At 69.8% G+C, this 21,195-nt stretch carries 19 protein-coding genes and 5 pseudogenes; 18 read left to right on the forward strand and 6 right to left on the reverse strand.

Annotation, left to right across the window (positions count from 1 at the left end):
• Nucleotides 1-120: 120 nt before the first annotated feature.
• A complete protein-coding gene (locus ACZ7FF_RS29590; RefSeq protein ID WP_470815813.1) occupies nucleotides 121-1,200 on the forward strand; it encodes an IS110 family RNA-guided transposase in 1,080 nt (359 codons plus the stop codon).
• 887 nt (nucleotides 1,201-2,087) lie between these two features.
• On the opposite strand, the gene ACZ7FF_RS29595 is transcribed toward ACZ7FF_RS29590, so the two are convergent.
• Nucleotides 2,088-2,801, reverse strand: a complete 714-nt coding sequence (locus ACZ7FF_RS29595) for a hypothetical protein (protein WP_470815815.1) — start codon at nucleotides 2,799-2,801, stop codon at nucleotides 2,088-2,090.
• Here ACZ7FF_RS29595 and ACZ7FF_RS29600 point away from each other — a divergent pair.
• The 4 genes and pseudogenes from ACZ7FF_RS29600 to ACZ7FF_RS29615 all read left to right on the forward strand — a co-directional run bounded on the left by ACZ7FF_RS29600 (nucleotide 2,767) and on the right by ACZ7FF_RS29615 (nucleotide 4,033).
• The gene (locus tag ACZ7FF_RS29600; RefSeq protein WP_470815816.1) at nucleotides 2,767-2,913 is read left to right on the forward strand and encodes a hypothetical protein; all 147 of its coding nucleotides are present in this window, start codon (nucleotides 2,767-2,769) and stop codon (nucleotides 2,911-2,913) included. The genes ACZ7FF_RS29595 and ACZ7FF_RS29600 overlap by 35 nt on opposite strands.
• Nucleotides 2,910-3,359 (forward strand): MerR family transcriptional regulator, encoded by a 450-nt coding sequence (locus tag ACZ7FF_RS29605; RefSeq protein ID WP_470815818.1) that lies wholly within the window; start codon nucleotides 2,910-2,912, stop codon nucleotides 3,357-3,359. The genes ACZ7FF_RS29600 and ACZ7FF_RS29605 overlap by 4 nt, the downstream gene beginning before the upstream one ends.
• A gap of 55 nt (nucleotides 3,360-3,414) precedes the next feature.
• On the forward strand, nucleotides 3,415-3,654 hold the full coding sequence (locus ACZ7FF_RS29610) for a hypothetical protein (RefSeq protein WP_470815819.1): 240 nt from the start codon (nucleotides 3,415-3,417) through the stop codon (nucleotides 3,652-3,654).
• Nucleotides 3,655-3,665: 11 nt separating this feature from the next.
• A pseudogene (locus ACZ7FF_RS29615) lies at nucleotides 3,666-4,033 on the forward strand (YnfA family protein).
• 380 nt (nucleotides 4,034-4,413) lie between these two features.
• Here ACZ7FF_RS29615 and ACZ7FF_RS29620 read toward each other — a convergent pair.
• Nucleotides 4,414-4,648 (reverse strand): annotated as a pseudogene (locus ACZ7FF_RS29620) (ATPase, T2SS/T4P/T4SS family); the annotation flags it as partial.
• Between the two features lie 272 nt (nucleotides 4,649-4,920).
• On the opposite strand from ACZ7FF_RS29620, the gene ACZ7FF_RS29625 reads away from it, so the two are divergent.
• Both ACZ7FF_RS29625 and ACZ7FF_RS29630 read left to right on the forward strand, forming a co-directional pair.
• A complete protein-coding gene (locus ACZ7FF_RS29625; RefSeq protein WP_470815821.1) occupies nucleotides 4,921-5,493 on the forward strand; it encodes a hypothetical protein in 573 nt (190 codons plus the stop codon).
• A 625-nt stretch (nucleotides 5,494-6,118) separates the two neighbouring features.
• Nucleotides 6,119-6,757, forward strand: coding sequence for a hypothetical protein (locus ACZ7FF_RS29630; RefSeq protein WP_470815823.1), 639 nt, complete (start codon nucleotides 6,119-6,121; stop codon nucleotides 6,755-6,757).
• 220 nt (nucleotides 6,758-6,977) lie between these two features.
• On the opposite strand, the gene ACZ7FF_RS29635 is transcribed toward ACZ7FF_RS29630, so the two are convergent.
• Nucleotides 6,978-7,265 (reverse strand): hypothetical protein, encoded by a 288-nt coding sequence (locus ACZ7FF_RS29635; protein WP_404179819.1) that lies wholly within the window; start codon nucleotides 7,263-7,265, stop codon nucleotides 6,978-6,980.
• A 495-nt stretch (nucleotides 7,266-7,760) separates the two neighbouring features.
• Here ACZ7FF_RS29635 and ACZ7FF_RS29640 point away from each other — a divergent pair.
• The 6 genes and pseudogenes from ACZ7FF_RS29640 to ACZ7FF_RS29665 form a co-directional block, all read left to right on the forward strand.
• A pseudogene (locus ACZ7FF_RS29640) lies at nucleotides 7,761-8,084 on the forward strand (DUF5994 family protein); the annotation flags it as partial.
• A gap of 2 nt (nucleotides 8,085-8,086) precedes the next feature.
• Nucleotides 8,087-9,187 carry a PP2C family protein-serine/threonine phosphatase gene (locus tag ACZ7FF_RS29645; RefSeq protein ID WP_470815825.1) on the forward strand — a complete coding sequence of 367 codons (1,101 nt, stop codon included), beginning with the start codon at nucleotides 8,087-8,089 and terminating at the stop codon, nucleotides 9,185-9,187.
• A gap of 756 nt (nucleotides 9,188-9,943) precedes the next feature.
• The gene (locus ACZ7FF_RS29650; RefSeq protein ID WP_470815826.1) at nucleotides 9,944-11,080 is read left to right on the forward strand and encodes a molybdopterin-dependent oxidoreductase; all 1,137 of its coding nucleotides are present in this window, start codon (nucleotides 9,944-9,946) and stop codon (nucleotides 11,078-11,080) included.
• Nucleotides 11,077-11,490 carry a hypothetical protein gene (locus ACZ7FF_RS29655; RefSeq protein ID WP_470815828.1) on the forward strand — a complete coding sequence of 138 codons (414 nt, stop codon included), beginning with the start codon at nucleotides 11,077-11,079 and terminating at the stop codon, nucleotides 11,488-11,490. Before ACZ7FF_RS29650 ends, ACZ7FF_RS29655 begins: the two co-directional genes overlap by 4 nt.
• A gap of 76 nt (nucleotides 11,491-11,566) precedes the next feature.
• Complete coding sequence (locus ACZ7FF_RS29660; protein ID WP_470815829.1) at nucleotides 11,567-12,160, forward strand: hypothetical protein; 594 nt, start codon at nucleotides 11,567-11,569, stop codon at nucleotides 12,158-12,160.
• Between the two features lie 52 nt (nucleotides 12,161-12,212).
• Nucleotides 12,213-13,265: an NAD-dependent epimerase/dehydratase family protein gene (locus ACZ7FF_RS29665; RefSeq protein ID WP_470815830.1), complete on the forward strand. Its 1,053-nt coding sequence runs from the start codon at nucleotides 12,213-12,215 to the stop codon at nucleotides 13,263-13,265.
• A 78-nt stretch (nucleotides 13,266-13,343) separates the two neighbouring features.
• On the opposite strand, the gene ACZ7FF_RS29670 is transcribed toward ACZ7FF_RS29665, so the two are convergent.
• Both ACZ7FF_RS29670 and ACZ7FF_RS29675 read right to left on the reverse strand, forming a co-directional pair.
• On the reverse strand, nucleotides 13,344-14,456 hold the full coding sequence (locus ACZ7FF_RS29670; RefSeq protein WP_470815831.1) for a sensor histidine kinase: 1,113 nt from the start codon (nucleotides 14,454-14,456) through the stop codon (nucleotides 13,344-13,346).
• A complete protein-coding gene (locus tag ACZ7FF_RS29675) occupies nucleotides 14,446-15,174 on the reverse strand; it encodes a response regulator transcription factor (RefSeq protein ID WP_470815832.1) in 729 nt (242 codons plus the stop codon). Before ACZ7FF_RS29675 ends, ACZ7FF_RS29670 begins: the two co-directional genes overlap by 11 nt.
• 142 nt (nucleotides 15,175-15,316) lie before the next feature.
• On the opposite strand from ACZ7FF_RS29675, the gene ACZ7FF_RS29680 reads away from it, so the two are divergent.
• The 5 genes and pseudogenes from ACZ7FF_RS29680 to ACZ7FF_RS29700 all read left to right on the forward strand — a co-directional run.
• Complete coding sequence (locus ACZ7FF_RS29680; protein WP_470815834.1) at nucleotides 15,317-16,042, forward strand: glycosyltransferase family 2 protein; 726 nt, start codon at nucleotides 15,317-15,319, stop codon at nucleotides 16,040-16,042.
• A complete protein-coding gene (locus ACZ7FF_RS29685; protein ID WP_470815836.1) occupies nucleotides 16,039-16,680 on the forward strand; it encodes a TIGR04282 family arsenosugar biosynthesis glycosyltransferase in 642 nt (213 codons plus the stop codon). Before ACZ7FF_RS29680 ends, ACZ7FF_RS29685 begins: the two co-directional genes overlap by 4 nt.
• Complete coding sequence (locus ACZ7FF_RS29690; RefSeq protein WP_470815838.1) at nucleotides 16,677-17,546, forward strand: class I SAM-dependent DNA methyltransferase; 870 nt, start codon at nucleotides 16,677-16,679, stop codon at nucleotides 17,544-17,546. The genes ACZ7FF_RS29685 and ACZ7FF_RS29690 overlap by 4 nt, the downstream gene beginning before the upstream one ends.
• Nucleotides 17,543-18,958, forward strand: a pseudogene (locus ACZ7FF_RS29695) (glycosyltransferase family 87 protein); the annotation flags it as partial. The gene ACZ7FF_RS29690 and the pseudogene ACZ7FF_RS29695, both read left to right, overlap by 4 nt.
• Before the next feature lie 29 nt (nucleotides 18,959-18,987).
• A pseudogene (locus ACZ7FF_RS29700) lies at nucleotides 18,988-19,086 on the forward strand (IS5/IS1182 family transposase); the annotation flags it as partial.
• A gap of 94 nt (nucleotides 19,087-19,180) precedes the next feature.
• On the opposite strand, the gene ACZ7FF_RS29705 reads toward ACZ7FF_RS29700, so the two are convergent.
• A complete protein-coding gene (locus ACZ7FF_RS29705; RefSeq protein ID WP_470815840.1) occupies nucleotides 19,181-21,004 on the reverse strand; it encodes a glycoside hydrolase family 15 protein in 1,824 nt (607 codons plus the stop codon).
• Nucleotides 21,005-21,195: the final 191 nt, after the last annotated feature.

A 21,195-nucleotide genomic window follows, 5' to 3' on the forward strand; every position in this document is an offset into this window, starting at 1 on the left:
GAGCCACGGGGCGTGTCCCTATAGGGGCCTTGCCGAGTTTCAGGCGCCATCACGGTTCAGACCGCCCGAGCGGGCCGGTGCCATCCACTCAGCATGTCACCACGCGGGAGGCGAACCACCATGACGACCTCCAGCACGGATCCGCCCAATCGGAGTGAGGTCGTCCTGGGCGTGGACACGCACGGCGAGGTTCACGTCGCCGCCGTGGTCTCCCCGCTGGGGAAGGTCCTTGGCACCGAGTCCTTTCCGGCGACGGCCGTTGGCTACCGTCGGCTACTCGTGTGGGCCCGCAAGCGGGGGACGGTGCGCCGGGCCGGTGTGGAGGGCACCGGCACCTTCGGCGTGGGCCTGTCCCGCTACCTGCTGGCTCAGCAGATCGAGGTGTCTGAGGTGAACCGGCCCGACCGCTCGGCCCGCCGGCTGCTGGGGAAGTCGGACCCGCTCGATGCACAGGCCGCCGCGCGAGCCGTGCTCAGCGGTCGTGCCCGGGCCCGGGCCAAGTCCGGCGACGGTCCGGTGCACAGCGCCCGGATGTACAAGCTCGCCAAGGACTCTGCGGTCAAGGCCCGTACCCAGGCGATCAACCAGCTCAAAGCCGTCATGGTCATCGCCGATCCCGCACTGCGGGAACGACTGTCCAGCCTGGGCAACCGCGAGCTGTTCCGCACCTGCGCACGCCTCGGGCCAGGCGACGGCGAGGAGGGCGAGAACGCGGTGGCCCAGGCCACCCATATGACTCTGAGAATGCTCGCGGAGCGTATCGAACAGCTCACCGGGCAGATCGATGAGCTGAACCAACGCCTGACCCAGCTCGTCGAACACCACGCCCCACAGCTGCTCGTACCGGTGGGCATCGGTCCGGACAGCGCAGTCACCTTGCTGATCACCATGGGAGACAACCCCGAGCGGCTGAACACCGAGGCATCCTTTGCTGCCCTTTGCGGAGTCAGCCCAGTCGAGTATTCGTCGGGCCGGCGGAGCACGCGCCGACTCAACTACGGCGGCGACCGCCAGGCCAACGCCGCCCTGCACCGCATCGTCTTCACCCGCCTGCGCTACGACCCGCGCACCCAGGCGTACTACGAACGCCGCACCCAGGAAGGCAAGACCCGACGTGAAATCATTCGATGCCTCAAGCGATATGCCGCCCGAGAGGTCTTCCACCTGGTCAGAGCGGTTTCCCTCGCCCCCGCGTTATAGGGGCGTCCGTGAGACGTGAGAGGGTCTGGGGCGTGAGTGAGACACCACCGAACACCCTGCAATACCGCTTTGACGGGCCAGAAGACGCTCCGGTCCTGATCCTGGGTCCCTCACTGGGTACCACATGGCACATGTCGTAGAAGCCGTCCAGGGGCGTCCATCCAGTCCCGTGCGGACATGTATCTCCAGTTTCGGGATCCTGTGCTGAGAGGGTGTCCACGGGGTTTGTGACTCGCCGGTGACAGCTGGCAGTGCGACGAGGCCCCCGTCGGCTGGTTGTGTTTTGGTCTGGCTCGGCGGCGCGGCCGGCGCGATGGTGGATATGGCGTGCGCTGAGCCGACGTACTGGATGCGGGCCTCTTCTGCGGCGGCTTTCCGGTGGACGCGCCTGTAGTGTGCCGCTTCGATTTCGGCAATGCGCCTTTGCTCGGAGGTTGCGCTGGCGGGTGTGATCTCCTGGGCGGTCTCCGCAGGCTGGTCTTGGGGGAGCGTTCGCCGGTGTCGGTCCGTTCGCCGGCTGGGTGTGGCTGGCCGCCGCCGCGGACGTGGGCGGGCCCGCGCCGCTCGTGTCGGAGTCGGCGCGGGCCCTGTTTCGGCGGTGGGTCAGTGCAGTGCGCTGACTTCGGTCGCCGAAGTGTGCGGGGGTAGACGTGGACGTCGGCGACGGAGCCGGGGAGGTCAGGTAGGGGGTGGTGGCGGAGGCGCTGTTGATGCAGCCGCCGATGGTCAGGGGCATGGAGGAGTCGTACTGGGGGCTGAGGTTGGTGGCGGTCCGAATGAGGGTGCCGTTCTGCTAGGGGCCTTGTTGCCGGTGGTGGAGCCTCCCGGGGCGGGTGCCCGGAAGATGGCGACGAGGTGGGTCCAGGTGTCGTCGCCACGGGCGACGGCTAGCGGACGTCGACGTAGTCGGTGACCCGGGTGCTTCTGAGGTAGTGGTCTCCGGTCTGGCGGTTGACCGCGAGAGCCCAGGTGCCGTCCTGCTTGGCGGCCACCATGCCGATGAGGTGGCCCTTCTTGTCGGTGTCCAGCTCGCAGACATAGTGGTAGGTGCTGGAGCCGCGGGGTTTGAAGTAGAGGGTGGGCCAGGCGTCGTCGGTGAGCGGTTTCCAGGTGTTGCCCTTCTTGTACTGGAGGGTGCCGCCGAAGCTGAACGCCTGTCCCTTGCGGACCGGGTCGGAAGAGGCATGGAAGCCGGTGATGCGGGTGGCGTAGCGGTAGAGGTGGGCGGGCTTGGTGGTGCTGGTGCCCAGGTCGGGGTTGCCGTCGAAGCGGGCCCGCCAGTAGGCGTCGGTGTCCGGTGCGGTGAAGGTGTGGGCGAACGTCTCCTCGAACAGGGGCTTGTTGTAGCGGATCTTGATGGGGATGGTGGTGGCGTTCTTCCAGCCGCTCTTGCCGTCCTTCGAGTACTGCAGAGTGACAGTGGGCTTGGCGGGCCAGTGGGCGCGTGCGTCTTCGTAGTAGACGCTGTTCTCCGAACGCCTGACCTCGTCGTCGAGGCCCGAACCGCTCCGGCTACGCCTCGACCTGGCCGGCGGGCCTGGCGTCGAGGAGCGGGTGCGGGACCTGGTGGCGCGGGAGAGCGGCTGCTGCTCGTTCTTCACCTTCACCACCACCCCCGGCGAGGACCTGATCGGCCTGGACATCGCGGTGGAGGCGGCGCACGAGACGGTCCTGGACGCCATCGCCGCACGCACCGTCAGGGTGCAGGGGTGAGCGCGGGCCTGCGCAGCGGGCAGGTCGCCGAGGCGGCCGGGGTGAATGTCCAGACGTTGCGCTACTACGAGCGGCGCGGCCGCCTGCTGGCCGAGCCGGAACGCAGCAACGGCGGCCACCGCCTGTACGGCGAGGACGCGGTGACCGCGCTGAGGGTGATCAAGGCCGCCCAGCGGCTCGGGTTCACGCTGGAGGAGGTTGCCGAGCTGCTTGAGGCCGGCCGCCACCGGCACGGCCGTCCCCTTGCAGGGCTCCAGGAGCGGGCCGCGGCCAAGCTCGCCGAGGTCGACGCGAAGATCACCGACCTGACCACCATCCGCACCGCACTGGCCGCGGCCGTCGAAGCCGGGTGCGACGACCTGACCGTCTGCGCCGGAAGTGCGTGCTGCCCCATCCCCTTCACCGACCTCGCCGAGGAGAAACGCCATGCCGGCCCCTGCTGTTGACCCCCGCCCTCACCGCACCCCGAAGGCCCTCGGGGGCCTGGCTGACCTGGCGTGTGTGGCGTGCTGCGCCCTGCCCGTCCTCATCACGGCGGCCGTCGTCGGCACCGGTGCCGGAGTAGTGGTGAGCTGGCTGCCTGCCATCGCCGTCATCCTGGCGGTGCTCGCCGCCGGAACCTGGTGGCTCGGCCAGCCCCGCCGCGCCTGCTCCTGCGCGCCGAAGGCCCCTGGCGAAGACGAGTGCGGCTGCCAAGGGTCCGGGGACCCGCTGAAGATCACGGGCGCGGGCCGCCGCTAGGGTCCGACGCTATGACTGTCGCTCGTTCCGTTGCCCTGTTCGTCGTGGCCGCTCTCTTCGAGATCGGCGGCGCCTGGCTGGTCTGGCAGGGCATCCGCGACGAGCACAAGGGCTGGATCTGGATCGGCACCGGCGTCATCGCGCTGGGCCTGTACGGGGTGGTGGCCACCCTCCAGTCCGACGACAACTTCGGCCGCATCCTCGCCGCCTACGGCGGGATCTTCGTGGCCGGGTCGATCGCCTGGGCATGGTCGCCGACCGTTACCGCCCCGACCGGTGGGACGTCATCGGCGCCCTGGTCTGCCTCGTCGGCATGGCCGTGATCATGTATGCCCCCCCCGCAGCCACTGATCCGCACCTCGCCCTAGGAGCGTCCTGAAGATCTTGAAATAGCGCCCGGCTTGCACTGGTTCATGCCGATTGACATTTAACGGCAATCCAGGGCGAGCCAGGCGCCCAGAGCAAGATCTTCAGCGGCCTTCTAGACCTCGTTACACCTCCCCACTCCGTTGAACTCCGGACCGAGTGGGGCGACGAGCAGCCCTGCCCGTTTTCAAGAATCGGGCCTGCCAGGATCGTGTGGCGGAGCGCGAAGTATGTGCTCTCGTGTTCCCAGCGCTCGTGGTAGAGGTTGATCAGCGCCCTGGCTGAGTGTCGGCGGGCGTCGGTCAAGGTGGTGACCGGCCGGTAGGAGCCAGTGAAGACGGTGCCGTCGCTGCAGGTCATCGTGATCTCGGCGTCGATGATCCGGAGGTTGACGGTTCCACCGCTGACGAGGAAGGACAGCCGCGCCTCCATCAGCGCCCGGAGCACGCGGTCCCCGATCGGGGGCACCGTGCCCGCCGCGATCAGTTCCTCCAGCGTGAACGCGCGCGGCCGTACGACCCGCAGCGACAGACAGGTGCAGCCGACCGCGACCGGGGCAGCACGCGTGCAGCCGGGTGCCGTCGGGGAACGTGACGCCCGCCTCCCCAGTAACACGCTCAGAGAGCCTCTACCAGGACGTTCATACCAGCGACCCCACTACCCAGTAGCCGCCCACAGGGCCGACGCGGCGGCCAGGGAAGGCGCCCGAAAAACACCCGCCCGAAGAGCGGTCCTCCCCGTTCATTCAGTGTCCTGCGGATGCTCCTCACTTAACCTCCACCCGCACCTTCCACGGCGTGACGCGCGACGCCGTGCGCGCACGCGTCAGCCACGGCGGGAGGCACAGCAGCAACATCAAGAACCGCGTCGGGAATGTTCACGTCTCCGTTGGTGAATGTCATGTCCCAGCAGCCGATGGGGGCTCAGCGACCATGTGCGAAACGACGATGTGCTTTTCAGGAACTGGGTGAGGCGCCGGTGACGACGAGCGGTGGGCTTCAACCGGGCCAGTCGATGATGTGGACGTGCAGTTCGTTCTTCCAACTGGACGGCGAACCCGTCGGAGCGTTCGCGGCGCAGGCCGGCCCTGGTCGTCAGCATGTGCTGGGCAGCACGGACCGCGTCGGCGACGACCCGCGTCTGCTCGTCGACTTCAATGAGGGGCAGCCCCTGCTGTCGGCACATGGACAGCCGGTGGGAGAGCGTAATGGGAACACCGTGCTGCTGTGGGAAGCGGAGTACCGCATCCGCCGTGCTCGATTCCGCAGAAAGCTGCACTTCTCCGTAACATCCGAAGAACGAACCATCCTTGATGTCAGGGAGACGTCCCGGCCCGACCGCACTGTCCATACATACGTCACCCGCAGCGATCCCGCGCTCGACCCGGTTGCCGTGCTCGGCCTCATCCTGCTGGAGGCACGGCCCGACAAGATGTCGGTCCTCAACGAGCTGCTCGAGAGGCGACCGACGTAACGGCTTGTGCGGAGTCGGCCTCCAGGCCGGGGAAACCGGTGCGAGCCCGCGCGGCGCAGGGCGGCGGGTCGTCGCGCAGCGCCGCCTCGACGCGATTGGAACTGCGCCGCCCTTGGGAGTCGCACCGCAAGTTCGACCACTTTCTGGCTTTCACCGCGCTGGCAGCTGCCCTCATCTGTTACCGCAGACTCCCCAAATGAAATGGCCTGTTAACCGTTACAACACCCGACGCCGTCACTCCCGCCTCGGACAACGCAGCCCCATCACTTACGAGACAGCGTCCGAAACAACATCAACTACGCTGACACCAGCCGCATAACCCGTGTCCAGTATTCGGAGTCAAGGCCCGTGGGGCTCTACCCCACACCCCAGCCCTTGGGCCTGCCGTTGTCGGATGGTGCCGGAAGACGTAAGGAGGCCGAGTGTGCGTTGGAGACCTGGCAGGAAGGCAGGCCGTCGACGGGACGGGGATGGACCGCATGAGGATGTGTTCTCTTCGCAAGCTGTCTCACATCCGCGGGATGTCCGGGATGAGCGCTGGCGCGAGTGGTTGCGGTGTTCGCGGGTCGGGGCCGACCTGGTCGCGTGGTGGGATGGCGGCGACATACGCAGTCGTATCGGCGACATGCCGTACCGGGAGCGCCTTGTCGACCTGCTGTCCCGGGCCTCGCCTCGGGACTGCGCCGCGATGGGCCTGGGCTGCAGTCGCCGTATCGACCGGTCGTGCCGGGAGCCGGAGACCTGCGGCCAGGATCCCATCGGTCTCTCCGCCGCCAGTGTCGCTCCGTATCGTGTGGGTCCGGTGCCAGGTGCCTGCGGTTCCTTCGTGGACTGCTGGAGCGATTTGGAACTGCATGTGGAATTCTCCGCCGACGACCGCCACCGGGCCGTGCACATGAGCGACCGGAACCGCTCGGGCGAGGTCGGCGTGTGGGTGGACGGCGTTCGGCTGATGGTGGACGCCTGGCTGGATCAGTCCGGGTACTGGGTGGGCGATCGGTTTTACGTGCTGCAGGCAGCGGGCCCGGAAGACCATCCCGATCAGCAGATCGCCCTCGGCCTGCTCGGCTACAGAATTCTCTCGCTCGTGATCCACGACGCCTGGCGGGGGACGACACGCGTATTGGTCCCGGATGCCTCGGAGACATGGACCAATCCGTTCGTGCGGCTGGAGAGCGATCAGTTGCATCTGTACGCGGACGAATCCGCGGTCACGGGTGACCGGCCCGACCGATCAGTGCCTGCCGAATCGCCACTGCCTTGACCCGTCCCGGCCGACAAAGCCTCGGACTGGCCGCCCAGCCGGTAAACAGGCGGTATCCACCTCGGTTTGTTTCTCTCTATGGCCTGACCTCGGCGCTGCGCCACCGCGCGTACCCGCAGCAAGGACGTCTCCCCGTGTCCGCTGCCGGAGCTGTTTCGGCAGCTGGGCCAGGGTCAGCAGCTTGGTGGCTTCGATGTGGTCGGCGGCGGTGTTGGAGGGGTCAGTCACCCTGAGCGGGTGGAGCCGACTCGTCTTCTTCCTCCTCCATCAAGCGGATGCCCTCATGGGTCAGCGACGCGGTGGCGGGCGTCTTGTGCGATGTCCACTCGACGGTGATCAGGCCCGCGTCGGCCAGGTAGGCGCAGGCTGCGGAGAGGTCCGCGTCGGGAAGACGGACCTCGTCACGGAGTGTCTCTCCGCTGACATCAGGACGATTGCGTTCGACGGCCCCATACAGGGATCGGAGAATCGCTTTGCGGTAGGTCTTGCGTTCACGGAGTGTCGTCATGGCTGTCGCTCTCGGGCTCGTGGCCGATGGTGCAGGCGCTGATGGTGGGCGGAGGCTTCGTAAGCCGCCGAAGTCCTGTCACTCACACCTCGTCTGCGTTTTGCGGCCTGGCTGATTCGCTGGATGCCGGCCAGGACTATGCGGGCTGTGAGGCGCGACGCCCACCTCGACGTCGCCACGAGCGGCCTCCGGAGTCGCCGCGACGAGGCGGACCCAGGCGTTGCCCGCGGAGGGCAACGTTCGTCATCCATGCGTACCTCCTGCGGGCGATGGCTCTGAGGACATATGCGGCCACCGCTCGGAACATTCGGCATCCGGCTGCCCGCCGCCCTTCCGCCTGCGCCCTTTTCTGAAGCGTATGCCGCGACTGTGCCGCCTGCCGTCGAAGCAGGCACCGGGGTCGAGTTCCCAGGAGATCCCGGGGGCCCGGGGAGTAGCGTGGGAGGGCGAGGCGAGTCGCGTGTTCGCACCGGCTCCCGAAGACGGGTGGTCCTCATGACCGGCTCCGATTCACCCTCTGATTCCCGGCATCTGCCGAGCGGTGTTCACGAGGCTGTACGGCCTGGGTGCGCGCTCCTGCGGCTGGAGACTACGGAGTCGCGGGAAGGTGTCCTGGATGGTGCGTGGTGGCCGCGGTCGCGCGACATCGGTGCCGAGCTGCCCGAGCTGCTGAGCGCCCTCACCAGGCACCTCGGCCCCGTCACCCGCGTCGGGCTGGACACCGCGGCCTGGGCAGGGCTCCCGACGCGGATCGTCGTCGACGACCGGGTGGTGCACATCGACTCCTTCCCCGTGGGTGACGACACGGTCCTGCTATCGCTGTGGCGGACATCGGTATCGGTACCAGTGTTCATCTGGGCCCGTTGCTGGTCATCGCGCCGACGTTGACCGCCTCCTTCGCCGGTCCGCGGCTGACCGCTCTGGTCGGGGCTCTGGCAGAGGCCGCCCTGTTGATCATCGCGATTTTCCACGGTGGGCTGACCACTACCAACCATGTGGCGCAGCTGATCGCCCTGGCCGTGCTGTCGGCTCTGGTGGTCTTCATCTGTTATGTACGAGAGCGGCATGCCCGAGAGCTGAGCCGGTTGCGGTCGGTGGCCGAGACGGCGCAGAGGGTTCTGCTGCGGCCGCCACCCCGACGGATCGGGCCGTTGCGGGTGGCCTGGCTGTATCTGGCTGCCGAGGACGAGGCCCAGATCGGGGGCGACCTGTTGGCGGTCGCCCGCGCCGATCACTCCTGCACCCGGGTACTCATCGGCGACGTCCGAGGCCATGGGCTGGCCTCCGTCGACGAGGCGTCGGCAGCGATGAGCGCGTTCCGTGAGTGCGCTCACCGGTACGGCTCTCTGCCCGAGCTCGTCACCGCCGTCGAAGAGAGCGCCTGCCGGAACCAGGAGGAGGTCGCCGACACCGCGCACGACGCCGGCGAGCACTTCATCACCGCTGTCATGATCGACATCCCCGATCAGGGCCCACAGGCTGAGATGCTCAACTGCGGTCACCCGCCGCCCCTGCTGATCCGTGGTGACCAGATCAAGGTCCTGAACTCCCGCCGTCCCGCGCCCCCGCTGGGCCTGCGTGCCCTCTGCGTAGGGAGCGACCGCGCCGACCGTTTCACCCTGGATCCAGGTGACATGCTGCTGCTCTACACCGATGGGGCAGTCGAAGCCCGCTCACCGACCGGAACCTTCTATCCGCTCGCCGAACGGGTCGCTTCCTTTCGCGCATCAAGCCCGGATGCCCTGCTGCACGAGATCCACCGCGACCTGCTCGCGCACACCAGCGAGCAGCTCACTGACGACGTCGCCTTCCTGATCATCGAACGCACCCCCTCACGCCATCCGCACCGGCCACACCTCGTATCCCGTGCCGACGGATCACCACCGTCCAACCCGGCCGACCGTCACGGTCTGGCCCGCTGAACACGCTCCGCGCATACCGTCACTCCGCGAGCGCATTTCGTCGGTTGCCCCGTCCCCGGCGGGGATCGTGCTCGCTGTGGCTCAGCTTTCTCGTCGAACTGCGCTGGGAGGGCCGTCGCTGGCACCAGAAGATGACCGATCACCTGCAGCGGCCGTGCCCGGCGTGCACCGCCGCAGGATGGCGCGAGCACAGGGCGCGACGTAAGACGTGGCCGCCCTCCACGCACCTCGCGTCTGTGGGCGCGATCACCTGGACTGCACTCCCTGCAGTCCGGCGCCCGGGGCAGGCGAGGAGAGCAGTGCTGTGGCACGACGACGGACGTCGGGGCGGAGGCCACGGCGGCCCGGCGGTTCCCGGAGGGCACGCTCCCTCGGTCGAAAGCTGCGGGTGAGGAGTCGGAGGTCGACTTCGCGGCCACGTGGCCGGCGCTGGCCGGGCAGCGACGCGTGTGCGTCCCCACGCTGTGGCTGTCCTGCGCAGGCAAGGCTGTGCACCGGCCCGACCGCCTCGCAGGAGGTGTTCCTGGAAGGCCCATGTGGAGGCTTCGAGGTGCTGGACGGCGTGACGGCTGTATTGCGAAGCGCGGACGCCGGACAGGTTCCCAGCTTCCGCCAAGTGCCTGTCACACGTGTGGTCAGGACGGCGACGCGTGGAGTGCCGCGGATGTTGGGCGTGCCCTGTGGCCGGGAGACGTCCCTGTTCCGTAAGGCGGCCGGACGTTCCATGGCGGCCTTCCTCCGGGTGGGATGGAAGGCATGAGATCGCGCTTCTTTCCGCCCGTGTTCAAGGGCCGACTGCACGATGCCCGCACGGCGACCTCGATCGGGCGGTGGCTCGGCCTGGCGTTCGCGGTGTGCTTCTGCACCGGTTTGATCAGTCACTTCATGCAGCACCCGCCGGGATGGCTCGCGGGCGAGCTGCCCAGCCGTCCGGTGTGGGGCTACCGGTTCACGCAGGGGCTCCACGTCGCGTCCGGTATCGCGGCGATCCCGTTGCTGCTCGCCAAGTTGTGGACGGTGTATCCCCGTCTGTTCGAGTGGCCTCCGGTTCGCTCGGTGCGGCATGCCTTGGAACGGGTGTCGGTGGCCGTCTTGGTCGCGGCCGCCCTCTTCGAGCTGGCGACCGGCCTGCTGAACACCGCCCAGTGGTACCCGTGGCCCTTCTCCTTCGTGGAGGTGCACTACGCCGTGGCCTGGCTGCTGACAGGAGCGCTGGTGCTGCACATCGCGGTCAAGGCACCTGAGATCGCGGCACACTGGAGCCGTCGCTCGGCGGGCACGCTGTCCCTGCCCGCCGAGGACGCCCCGGATCGGCGCTCCCTGCTCGCCGCGGTTGCAGCGGCGGTCGGCGCCGTCACCGTGACCACGGTGGGGCAGTCCTTCACCCCGCTGAAGGACCTGACCCTGCTCGCACCCCGCCACCCTGACCATGGTCCCGAGGGCCTGCCGGTCAACCGGACTGCCGCCGCGGCCGGGGTCGGCCTGATCCACGCCGAGCGCTACCGCCTGACCGTCGCCGGACCGCGGCCCTACGTGCTGACGTTGGACGAGCTGCGCGCACTGCCCCAGCACGAGGTCGAGCTGCCGATCGCCTGCGTGGAGGGCTGGAGCAAGTCGGCGCACTGGACAGGCGTGCGCGTCGTGGACCTGCTGGAGCGGGTGGGAGCCCCGGTTCATGCGCGGGTACAGGTGGTGTCGTTGCAGACCCGGGGCGGTTACCGGGTCTCCGAGATGGGTCACGAGCACGCCCGGGACCCGCTGACCCTGCTCGCACTGCGGCTGAACGGTGAGGAGCTGTCGCCCGACCACGGATACCCGGTGCGCCTGATCGCTCCGAACCGTCCGGGCGTCCTGCAGACCAAGTGGGTCGGCCGACTGGAGGTGTTGTCATGAGAGTCAAGGTGCTGCGACTGCTGGCCGGGGCAGCCGGGCTGGCGCTGATGGGTGTCGGCGCGTCCTTGCTGTTGGACAGGCAGCAGGACCTGATGGGTGTGCTGGAGTGGCTCGGCGGGGCGGTGGTGTTGCACGACGCGCTGGTCGCGCCGCTGGTGCTGCTCGTCGGGCTGGTGCTGGTCCGTGGCGGGGTACGGGGGCCGATCCGCGGGGCGCTGCTCGTAGGGGGTGCCCTTACCGCGGTGGCGCTGCCGGTGCTGCTGCGACCGGGGCCGCGGGCCAACTCGACGGTGCTGCCGCTCGACTACCCGCGCAACTGGCTGCTGACCCTGGTGGCCGTGGCCACGTTCACGGCTCTGCTGGTGGTGGCGAAGGAGGTCCGACGCAGCCGACGGCGTCCACCTTCGTGACGACGGCGTCTTACGAGTGTCTTACGCACGGCCGGCACGGGCCCCGCCTGGCGTAGGGCATTCCTACGGTGGCGCCATGCGCACTCTTCGTACGGTGGCCCTCGTAACGGCTCCGCCCCTGTTCCTGGCTGTGGCGGGCCTGGTCCACCCGCGGCATCTCACCGCGTCGACGGCCGCTCACTGGGCGGGGCTGCACGTCGCCCTGCTGCCCGCCTTTCCGCTGCTGGCGCTCGGCCTGCTGGTGCCGCTGTGGGGCAGACCGGGGCGTGACGTCGACGGCGCACTCACCGTGGTGGCCTGGGCCGGGTGTCTCGGTTACGCGGCCTACTACTCGGGGCTGGACGCGGTGGCCGGTATCTCTGCCGGGACGGTGGCGGTACATGGGGTGCATGGGGCGGTGGGGTGGCTGTTCTCGACCGGTGACGAGTTGGGACGGGCAGGGGTGTACGCGCTGACGGTCGCCGCGATCGCCGCCGGCTCGGTACTGCTGCGGCGCCACGGCGTCCGGGTGCTGCCCGGGGCCGTGGTGGTGCTGGGGGCATGCTGGTCGTTCCTCGACAGTCACATCTTCTGGCCCCGCGGCGTGTTCACCATGCTCGCTTTCGCCGTGGGCTTCGGTCTGCTGAGCGTGGCGGCGTCCCGCCGGCCCGCAAGGCTTACGAACCCCTGACGGATCCCCGTCCCGGCATCCGCAGACGCGCAGCCAGGCATAGCGTCGGAGCATGTTGATCCTGGTCACCGGAGGCGCGGGCTTCATCGGCTCGCACATCGTCAGCGCTTTCACCAGTGCCGGGCACGAGGTACGCGTGCTCGACGCGCTCCTGCCCGCCGCCCACCGCACGCCGCCGCCCGTCCCCGATGGTGTCGACTGGCGGCACGCGGATGTTCGCGACAAGGGAGCGGTGGTGGACGCTCTGCGGGGCGTTGACGCCGTCTGCCATCAGGCGGCGATGGTCGGGCTCGGCAAGGACTTCGCGGACGCGCCCGACTACGTCGGCTGCAACGACCTCGGCACGGCCGTGCTGCTGGCAGGCATGGTTGCGGCCGGGGTGCGCCGGCTCGTGCTGGCGAGTTCCATGGTGGTGTACGGCGAGGGCCGCTACGAGTGTGCCCAGCACGGCATAGTTCGGCCGGGGCCGCGACGGATCGCCGATCTGGACGCGGGCCGTTTCGAACCACCGTGCCCACACTGTGGCGAGCCGCTGTCCGCCGGGCTGGTGGGGGAGGAGGCGCCGACCGATCCGCGCAACGTCTACGCGGCCACCAAGCTCGCGCAGGAGCACCTGGCCGCGGCGTGGGCGCGGGCCACCGGTGGACGAGTGGCGGCGCTCCGGTACCACAACGTGTACGGGCCGGGTATGCCGCGGGACACCCCGTACGCGGGAGTCGCCTCTTTGTTCCGGTCCGCGCTCGCGCGCGGTGAGGCACCGCGTGTGTTCGAGGACGGCGGTCAGCGCCGGGACTTCGTGCACGTGCGGGACGTCGCGGGGGCCAACCTCACGGCCATGGACGGGCTGCCCGCTTTGTCAGAGGGTGGCTTGCGGGCGTACAACGTCGGCAGCGGCGAGCCGCACACGGTGGGGGAGATGGCCGCCGCGCTGGCCGCGGCACACGGCGGCGACGCACCCGTCGTCACCCGGGAGTACAGGCTCGGCGACGTCCGCCACATCACCGCCTCCTCGCGCAGGCTCTGCGACGAGCTGGGCTGGAAACCGGTGGTGGACTTCGCAGAGGGAATGGCGGAGTTCGCGAAGGCTGCGCTGCGGGCCGGCTGAGCCTTCCCCGGTGACAACCCGGGGGGGGCCGTCCCTGTACTCCACAGGGACGGCCCTTCTCCGGACCGGGAAATGCACTCAGGCGGCTGTCGGCAGGCGGACCTCGAAGCGGCAGCCGCCGGGCACGTTGTGGACGGCGGCCCGGCCGCTGTGGGCCTCGACGATGCCCCGCACGATGGCCAGTCCCAGGCCCGCGCCGGCGGGCGGGGTGCGGGCGTCGGTGCCGCGCCAGCCGGTGTCGAAGACGCGGGGCAGGTCCTCGGACGGGATGCCGCCGCAGCCGTCGGTCACCGAGACGACGACGCTGCCGTCCTCCTGCCGGGCGGAGACGGCGACCGTTCCGTCGGTGGGAGTGCGGTGGATGGCGTTGACGAGGAGGTTGGCCAGGACGCGGGACATCTCGCGGCCGTCGACCTCGATCGGCATCGGCTCGACTCCGTCGCCGACGAGCCGTACGCCGTGTTCCTTGGCGAGGGCGTCTGCGCCCGCGATCGCGTCGCCGACGAGGTCGTAGACCGACATGCGGGCCGTGTTCAGGGCGAGTACGCCGGCCTGGATGCGGGAGAGTTCGAACAGGTCGCTGACCATTTCGCTGAGTCGCTCGACCTCCGTGCGGATCCGGGCGTGGTAGACGCTCGGATCGTCGACCACGCCGTCCTCCAGCGCCTCGGTCATGGCCTGCAGCCCGGCGAGCGGGGTGCGCAGGTCGTGGGAGATCCAGGCGACAAGCTCCCGTCGGGACTCCTCCAAGGCCCGCTCTCGCTCCCTGGAGGCGGCCAGCTTCGCACTGGTAGCGTCCAACTCCCGGACAAGTTGGGCCAGTTCAGCCGTGGGAGCGGTGCTGGGCGGGGTGAAGCGGCCCTCGTCACCGAGGGCGCGGGTGGCCTCGGCGAGCGCCTGGCTGCCCTTGACGACGCTGCGGCCCAGGACGAGCGCCACCGCGAGGGAGACGATCGCCGCTATGGAGCACACCATGGTGACGACCCACAGGTCGTGATCCGACAGCAGCATCGCCCACGACACGAGCATCGTCCCGGCGAGCATCGCCGCCACGGCGACGGCGGCGACCACGGTCAGCGACAGCGCGACCGAGCGGTTGCGCAGCAGCCTCAGCGCTGCCACACCGAGCAGTCCGGCGGCGCCCGCGCCGATCGCCGCGTACAGGGCGATCAGGAAGGTGTCACGCAGCATCGTCCGCTCCGTTCGCCTCAGGTACGTCGAAGCGGTAGCCGACGCCCCACACGGTGTTGATCAGCCGGGGGCGGGCCGGGTCGTCCTCGATCTTCTCGCGCAGCCGCCGTACGTGGACGGTGACGGTGGACAGGTCGCCGAACTCCCAGCCCCACACGCGACGCATCAGTTCCTCCCGGCTGGTGGCCCGCCCGGGATTGCGCAGGAAGAACTCCAGCAGATCGAACTCCCTGATGGTCAGGCCAAGTTCCTGACCATCGCGGGTGGCCCGGCGAGCTGTGGGGTCCACAGCGAGCGGTCCGGCCCGTAGTCCGGTCAGGCGCGGTGCGGGCGGTGCGCTCCGCACCGCCTCCAGCGCTCCCGCACGGCGCAGCACGGACTCCACCCGCAGGACCAGCTCCCTCGGGCTGAAAGGTTTGGTGACATAGTCGTCGGCCCCGACTTCCAGGCCGAGGATGCGGTCCTCCTCGTCACCCCGCGCCGTCAGCATGATCACGGGCAGCGGGCCGGTCTCGCGGATACGGCGGCAGACCTCCAGCCCGTCCATGCCGGGCAGCATCAGGTCCAGCACCACCAGTTCCGGCGGCTGTGCGGTGGCTCTGGCCACGGCGGAGGGACCGTCGGCGGCCACATCGACGTCGAAGCCCGCCCGGGTCAGGTATCCGGCGACGACCTCGGAGACGGTCGGGTCGTCGTCCACGACGAGTACGCGTTTCACGGTATCGAGTCTCACACCGCCCCTTGGCTGGCAGGGGGAGTGGTGGCGGACGTCAGAGATCCGTAAGGACTGCCGCCGACGTCAGAGATCCGTAAGGACGCCAAGTCCCTTACGTCCCTTTTGTATTCGTAGGGTGAGTGGGGTGATCGAGACTTCCCCCTCTTCTCCCGCCCGGGTCGATGTGGTGCTGCCCTGTCTGGACGAGGCCGAGGCCCTGCCGTGGGTGCTCGACCGGATCCCGCCCGGCTGGCGCGCCATCGTGGTCGACAACGGCTCCACCGACGGCTCGGCGGACATCGCCCGTGCACTCGGCGCCCACGTGGTGACAGAGCCGGTACGCGGCTTCGGCGCCGCCTGCCACGCCGGCCTGATGGCGGCCACCGCAGACGTCGTCTGCTTCTGCGACTGCGACGCCTCCCTCGACCCCGCCCTGCTGCCGGACATCGCCGCACCCGTGCTGGGAGGCACCGCCGATCTGGTGCTGGGCCGGCGGCGCCCCACGTCCCCCAAGGCGTGGCCCGTGCACGCGCGCCTGGCCAACCTGGAGCTGGCCCGGCTCATCCGCAGGCGCACCGGGGTGCGCCTGCACGACCTCGGCCCGATGCGCGCCGTCCGCCGCGAAGCCCTGCTGGCCCTCGACCTGACCGATCGGCGCTCCGGCTACCCGCTGCAGATGGTGGTGCGCGGCGCCGACGCCGGCTGGCGGGTGCGCGAGACGGAGGTGCCCTACCACCCGCGCACCGGCCGCTCCAAGGTCACCGGCACCTGGCGAGGCACCTGGCAGGCGGTACACGACATGCGTGCCGTGCTCGCCGAGACGCCCGCCACCACGACCGCCGTCACCGGCGTGCGGGGAGGCGGACGATGAACGCCCTGCCCCCGGTGACCCTGCTGGTGATCGCCAAGGAACCCGTGCCCGGCCGCGTCAAGACCCGGCTCACGCCGCCCTACACACCCCGGGAAGCAGCCACCCTGGCCGAGGCCGCCCTCGCCGACACGCTCCACACCCTGCTGCAAGCCCCCGCACGCCGTCGCGTGCTCGCTCTCGACGGCACCCCTGGCTCCTGGCTGCCGCCCGGCTACGACGTCGTACCCCAGAGCCCCGGCGGCCTGGACGAGCGGATCGTCGCCGCCTTCGCCCACTGTGACGGCCCGACGCTGCTGGTCGGCATGGACACCCCGCAACTGACCGCCGACATGATCGCTGGAGTCGGCCACGACGGCCACGACGCCTGGTTCGGTCCGGCCGCGGACGGCGGGTTCTGGGCGCTCGGCCTCGCCGATCCCGCCCGGGCCGGTGCCCTGGTCCGTGGGGTTCCCATGTCCACGGACCGTACGGGCGCGATCCAGCGCATCCGCCTGGTCGAGGCAGGACTGGCCGTGACCGACCTGCCGGTACTGCGTGACGTGGACACCGCAGCCGACGCTGCCGCGGTCGCCGCCTCCTGCGCACGCGGCTCCCGCTTCGCCGCCGTCCTCAACTCGATGGCAGAGGTGGTCCGATGAGCGGGACGGCGGTCGGCATCGACTCCGCCGTGGCCGAGCGGCCGGAACCGGCCGTGGCGGAGCCCCGGGCGGAGAACCCGACGGTGGTCAGGGCCAGGAAGCGCATGTCGACGCTCCCCGTCCGCCCCGCCGTGCCCGTGGAACCGGGCACCCCGTGGATCGACGATCCCTATGCCCACGCCCTGCGCACCGGACGAGGCTCGCTGTTCCTGCGCCGCCTGTCACAGCCCGATCGCCCCGACGACTACGGCGAGGAGCACATGCTGCCGCTGGACGTGGAGCGCTGGTGTGCACCTCCCGACGCGGCGGACACGAGCGTGCTGCGCCGATGTACGGGCTCCGTCCTGGACATGGGTTGCGGACCGGGACGCATGGTGGCCGCACTGGCCGCCCGCGGCGTACCGGCGCTGGGCGTGGACCTCAGCCGGGACGCCGTGAAGCGTACCCGGCGCAGTGGTGGCGCCGCCATCCAGCGCTCGGCCTTCGACCGCCTCCCGGGCGAAGGCCGCTGGGGCACCGTGCTGCTGTTGGACGGCAACATCGGCATCGGCGGCGATCCTGTCGCCCTGCTCCGCCGCATGCGCGAACTCGTCGCCCCCGGCGGGCTCCTGCTGGTCGAAGCCGCCCCGCAGGACGTGGACCAGCGCCTCACCGTGCGCGTCGAGGACGCCCACGGCCACCACGGACGGCCTTTCCCCTGGGCCAGGCTCGGCACCACCGCCCTCGTGAACGCCGCAGACTCCGCCGGCTGGATCCTGACCGGCAGATGGACGGCCGACGAGCGCCCGTTCACGGAACTACGCCGCCCGCGCGCGAATCACCCCGACGCGCAGCCCCCGATCACCGAAAGGCCCCACCACCCATGACCGACAGCGTCCCAACGCGTCGGTCGGCTCCCCGGCCCGCCGAGCCGTTGCCCGACCACCCCGCAGAGCCGGTGAACCGCCGCGTCGGCCGTACGCGTACCACCCTGGTCGTGGCGGTGCTCGTCGCACTCAGCGCCGTTGTCATCGGCACCCTCCACGCCGGCGACAACCAGAGCGACCCGGGCCGCCTGCTCGTGGGATACGCCATCGCCTGGGCACTGTTCGCCGCCGGGGTCTGGACCGTGCGCAAACTCCCCGCGCGCGCCGCGACCTTCCTGGTGCTCGCGGGCTCCGCCGCCGTCGGCCTGTCCGGCCTGGCGGCACCGCCCCGCACCAGCGACGACATGTACCGCTACGCCTGGGACGGCCGCGTGCAGGCGGCCGGTATCTCCCCCTACGCCCACCCGCCGGCCGCCCCCCAACTCGCCCATCTGCGGGACGAGTGGCTCTTTCCCACCAGCGGAGCCTGCGACGGCTGGGGACTGAGGCGCACCGACAGCGGCGCATGCGTCCGCATCAACCGGCCTAGTGTGCCGACGATCTACCCGCCCGTCGCGGAGGGCTGGTTCTTCGCCGTCCACGCCCTCTCGCCACCGGGTACTCGTCACAAGCCGCTCCAAGTGGGCGGCGCGGTACTGGCGTTCGGCACCACCATCGCCCTGCTCGCCGTCCTGCGACGACGCGGTGACCCGCAACGGGCCCCTGCCCGGGCTGCACTGTGGGGCTGGTGCCCGGCCGTCCCCTTCGAGGCCGTCAACAACGCCCACATCGACACCCTCGGCGTCCTGCTCACCGTGCTGGCACTCGGCACCGCCAGCACCGGGGCGCGTCGCGGCGCACTGCTCGGCGCGGCCATCGCCGTCAAACTGCTGCCCGTACTGGCGCTGCCCGGCGTCCTGTCCGGACAGCGCAGCGCAAGACGCATCGGGAGCGTGACTGCAGGTGCTCTCGGCGCGGTCGCGCTCGCCTACCTGCCCTACGTCCTGGCCTCCGGCACCAGCGTCCTCGGCTATCTCCCCGGCTACCTGAACGAAGAGGGCTACGAACCCGGCGACGTACGCCGCTTCGCCTTGCTACGGCTGATCCTGCCGGACTCGGCCGCCGGAATCGCCGCTGTCGTCCTGCTCGCCCTGACGGCCCTGTTCGTATGGTGGCGCGGTGACCCGACACGCCCCTGGAGCGGTGCCCTCCTTGTGACCGGCACGGCCCTGCTGCTGTTCTCACCCAACTACCCCTGGTACTCCCTGCTCGTCATCGCCCTCGCAGCTCTGGACGGCCGCTGGGAGTGGCTCGCCGTAACACTCGCCGGCACGGTCCTCTACCTCGCCGGGCGACTGTTGCCCGGGTTCCCTTTGCAGGCATGGGTCTATGGCGCTGCCGCTCTGACTGTCGCACTGGGTGCCTGCCTGAGAGGCATGAAGCCGACGCCGCCCCCGCTGAGTTGCTCCGGGCCCCAGCTGCCCGGCCCGGCGCAGTGCACGACATCAAGGCCGCCCGAACCCACGGCATCATCGACGCCTTGACCCACGCGGGCATCCTCTGCCGAGGCGGCAAGGCCACCTGGCCACCTCAGCATGTGGTTGACCTGACTTCGAGCGATCGGTGGCCACGGGCCGCCCTGTCGACAACATTTCCTAGGCGTGGATGTCTTGTCGCTCGGCATCGCGGATGGCGCGAGCGGCGTTGATGAGTCCGATGTGGCTGAAGGCTTGGGGGAAGTTGCCGAGGGCCTCTGCTGTGGTGGAGTCGGTCTCCTCGGCCAGCAGGCCGAGGTCGTTGGCGTGTGCGAGGGCGGTTTGGAAGGCGTGTCGTGCACGGGTGGTGTGGCCGGTGAGGGCGAGGGCTTGGGCAAGCCAGAAGGTGCACAGCAGGAAGGTGCCTTCTTCTTCCTGTAGTTCGTCGGTGAGGTAGCGGCGAACCAGGCCGTTGTGGTCGGTCAGTTGGGTGGCGATGGCCAGCACGGTGGACTGGATGCGGGGGTCGTGTGGTGGCAGGAAGCCGACGATGGGGAGCATCAGTGCGGAGGCGTCGAGGTCGTCGGTGTCGAATGCCTGGGTGAAGGCGCCCAGGCAGGGGTTCCAGCCGCGTTGTTCGATGGCTTGGCGGATCTGGTCGCGCTCGTGCTGCCAGTGGGGCAGGCGTTCGTCGGCCTGGAGGGCAGGGGCCATGCTGATGGCGCGGTCCAGGGCGACCCAGCACATCAGTTTCGAGTGGAGGAAGTGTCTGCTGGGTCCGCGTCTTTCCCAAATGCCTTGATCCGGTTGGGTCCACCGCTGGGCGGCTGTCTCGGCTGCCTGGAGCAGGAACGTGCGGGTGGCTGGGTCGAGAGGCTCATCGGGTGGAAGGGTCTGGGCTGCTGCGTCGAGGAGTTCGCCGTAGACGTCGAGTTGGCGTTGGCGCCAGGCGTCGTTGCCGATCCGAACGGGGCCGCTGTTGCGCCAGCCGGCCAGGTGAGGCAGGGGCCGCTCGCTCAGATCACGTTCTCCTCCGATGCCGTACATGATCTGCAGGTCGGCGCCGCGGTCGAGTTGGGTTGCCGCGGCCCGGGCGAGGAAGCCGAAGAACCGGTTCTTCTCCTTCTCGCAGGCGGCCGTGGCAAGTGCCTGAATGGTAAAGCTGGCGTCGCGGACCCATGTGTAGCGGTAGTCCCAGTTACGCATTCCGCCCGTCTTCTCGGGCAGAGAGGTGGTGGCCGCGGCGACGATGGCCCCGGTGGGTGCGAAGGTCAGGGCCCGCAGCACGCGTCCACTGTGGCTCACTTCGTCCTGCCAGGGGCCGACGTAGCTGCGGTGGAGCTTCGACCAGGAGCGCCAGCCTTCGACGGTGTCGGACATGCGACGCCGGATCCGTCCCGTCCGCCAGGCCGCCGACTCCTTCTCCCACGCCGTCCCGACGTGCAGGGCGAATCCGAGGTGGTGCCCCGCCGTGAGCGGGATTCGGCCGTGGGCCGTGGAACCGCTCATCCGCAGGTCGACGGGGCTCGACAGCAGCAGAACATGGGCGCCCCCGTACGCCGCGAGCCCACCCGGCACGGGTGAGAGGAGTGGGTGGACGAGTCCGAACTCCGGGCGCGGCGCGTAGCTGATCTCGATGTCCACCCGCCCTTCGGTGCAGGTGATCTGCCGCAGCAGCATTCCGGGGGAGGCGGTGCCGAGCGCGTGCCCGCGTTCGCGCCGTCCCAGGGCAAGGGCATCCCGCAGGACCGCCGTGCCCCCGGTCGTGCGGAAGACCGTCTCCAGAACCAGGGTGCCCTCGACGTAACGGCGGCTGATGTCGACCGGGCCGGTGACAGGGCGGACGGACCAGTGGCCGGCGTCCTCGTCGAGGAGCCGGGCGAAGATCGCCGGGCTGTCGAACCGAGGCACGCACAGCCAGTCCACCGAGCCGTCGGAGGTCACCAGCGCGGCTGAGCGGCAGTCTGACAGCAGGGCGTGGTCACCGATCGGTCGCGCACTCATGCGTCGCAGCCCGTCCACCTCGGGCCGAGCGCCGCCCGGCCGGGACGACGTGAGCAGTCGCCCGCGCCGCAGGTCTCTCCAGGTGCCTGACGGGTGACATGGATCCCAGCCTTCCTGAACAGCGGATTCACCTCCAGCCAATCAGCACGACCGGTGGATCGCACGTGCCGGTTGCCGACGGTTGCTCCGAC

Source organism: Streptomyces sp. NPDC037126 (assembly GCF_055605965.1).

Coding starts and splice junctions, on each gene's coding strand:
- ACZ7FF_RS29670 (WP_470815831.1), bottom strand. CDS start 14,456: ATGCTGCGTGACACCTTCCTGATCGCCCTGTACGCGGCGATCGGCGCG.
- ACZ7FF_RS29690 (WP_470815838.1), top strand. CDS start 16,677: ATGAGCGGGACGGCGGTCGGCATCGACTCCGCCGTGGCCGAGCGGCCG.
- ACZ7FF_RS29625 (WP_470815821.1), top strand. CDS start 4,921: ATGTCCCAGCAGCCGATGGGGGCTCAGCGACCATGTGCGAAACGACGA.
- ACZ7FF_RS29650 (WP_470815826.1), top strand. CDS start 9,944: ATGAGATCGCGCTTCTTTCCGCCCGTGTTCAAGGGCCGACTGCACGAT.
- ACZ7FF_RS29630 (WP_470815823.1), top strand. CDS start 6,119: ATGCCGTACCGGGAGCGCCTTGTCGACCTGCTGTCCCGGGCCTCGCCT.
- ACZ7FF_RS29590 (WP_470815813.1), top strand. CDS start 121: ATGACGACCTCCAGCACGGATCCGCCCAATCGGAGTGAGGTCGTCCTG.
- ACZ7FF_RS29705 (WP_470815840.1), bottom strand. CDS start 21,004: ATGAGTGCGCGACCGATCGGTGACCACGCCCTGCTGTCAGACTGCCGC.
- ACZ7FF_RS29655 (WP_470815828.1), top strand. CDS start 11,077: ATGAGAGTCAAGGTGCTGCGACTGCTGGCCGGGGCAGCCGGGCTGGCG.
- ACZ7FF_RS29665 (WP_470815830.1), top strand. CDS start 12,213: ATGTTGATCCTGGTCACCGGAGGCGCGGGCTTCATCGGCTCGCACATC.
- ACZ7FF_RS29685 (WP_470815836.1), top strand. CDS start 16,039: ATGAACGCCCTGCCCCCGGTGACCCTGCTGGTGATCGCCAAGGAACCC.
- ACZ7FF_RS29660 (WP_470815829.1), top strand. CDS start 11,567: ATGCGCACTCTTCGTACGGTGGCCCTCGTAACGGCTCCGCCCCTGTTC.
- ACZ7FF_RS29635 (WP_404179819.1), bottom strand. CDS start 7,265: ATGACGACACTCCGTGAACGCAAGACCTACCGCAAAGCGATTCTCCGA.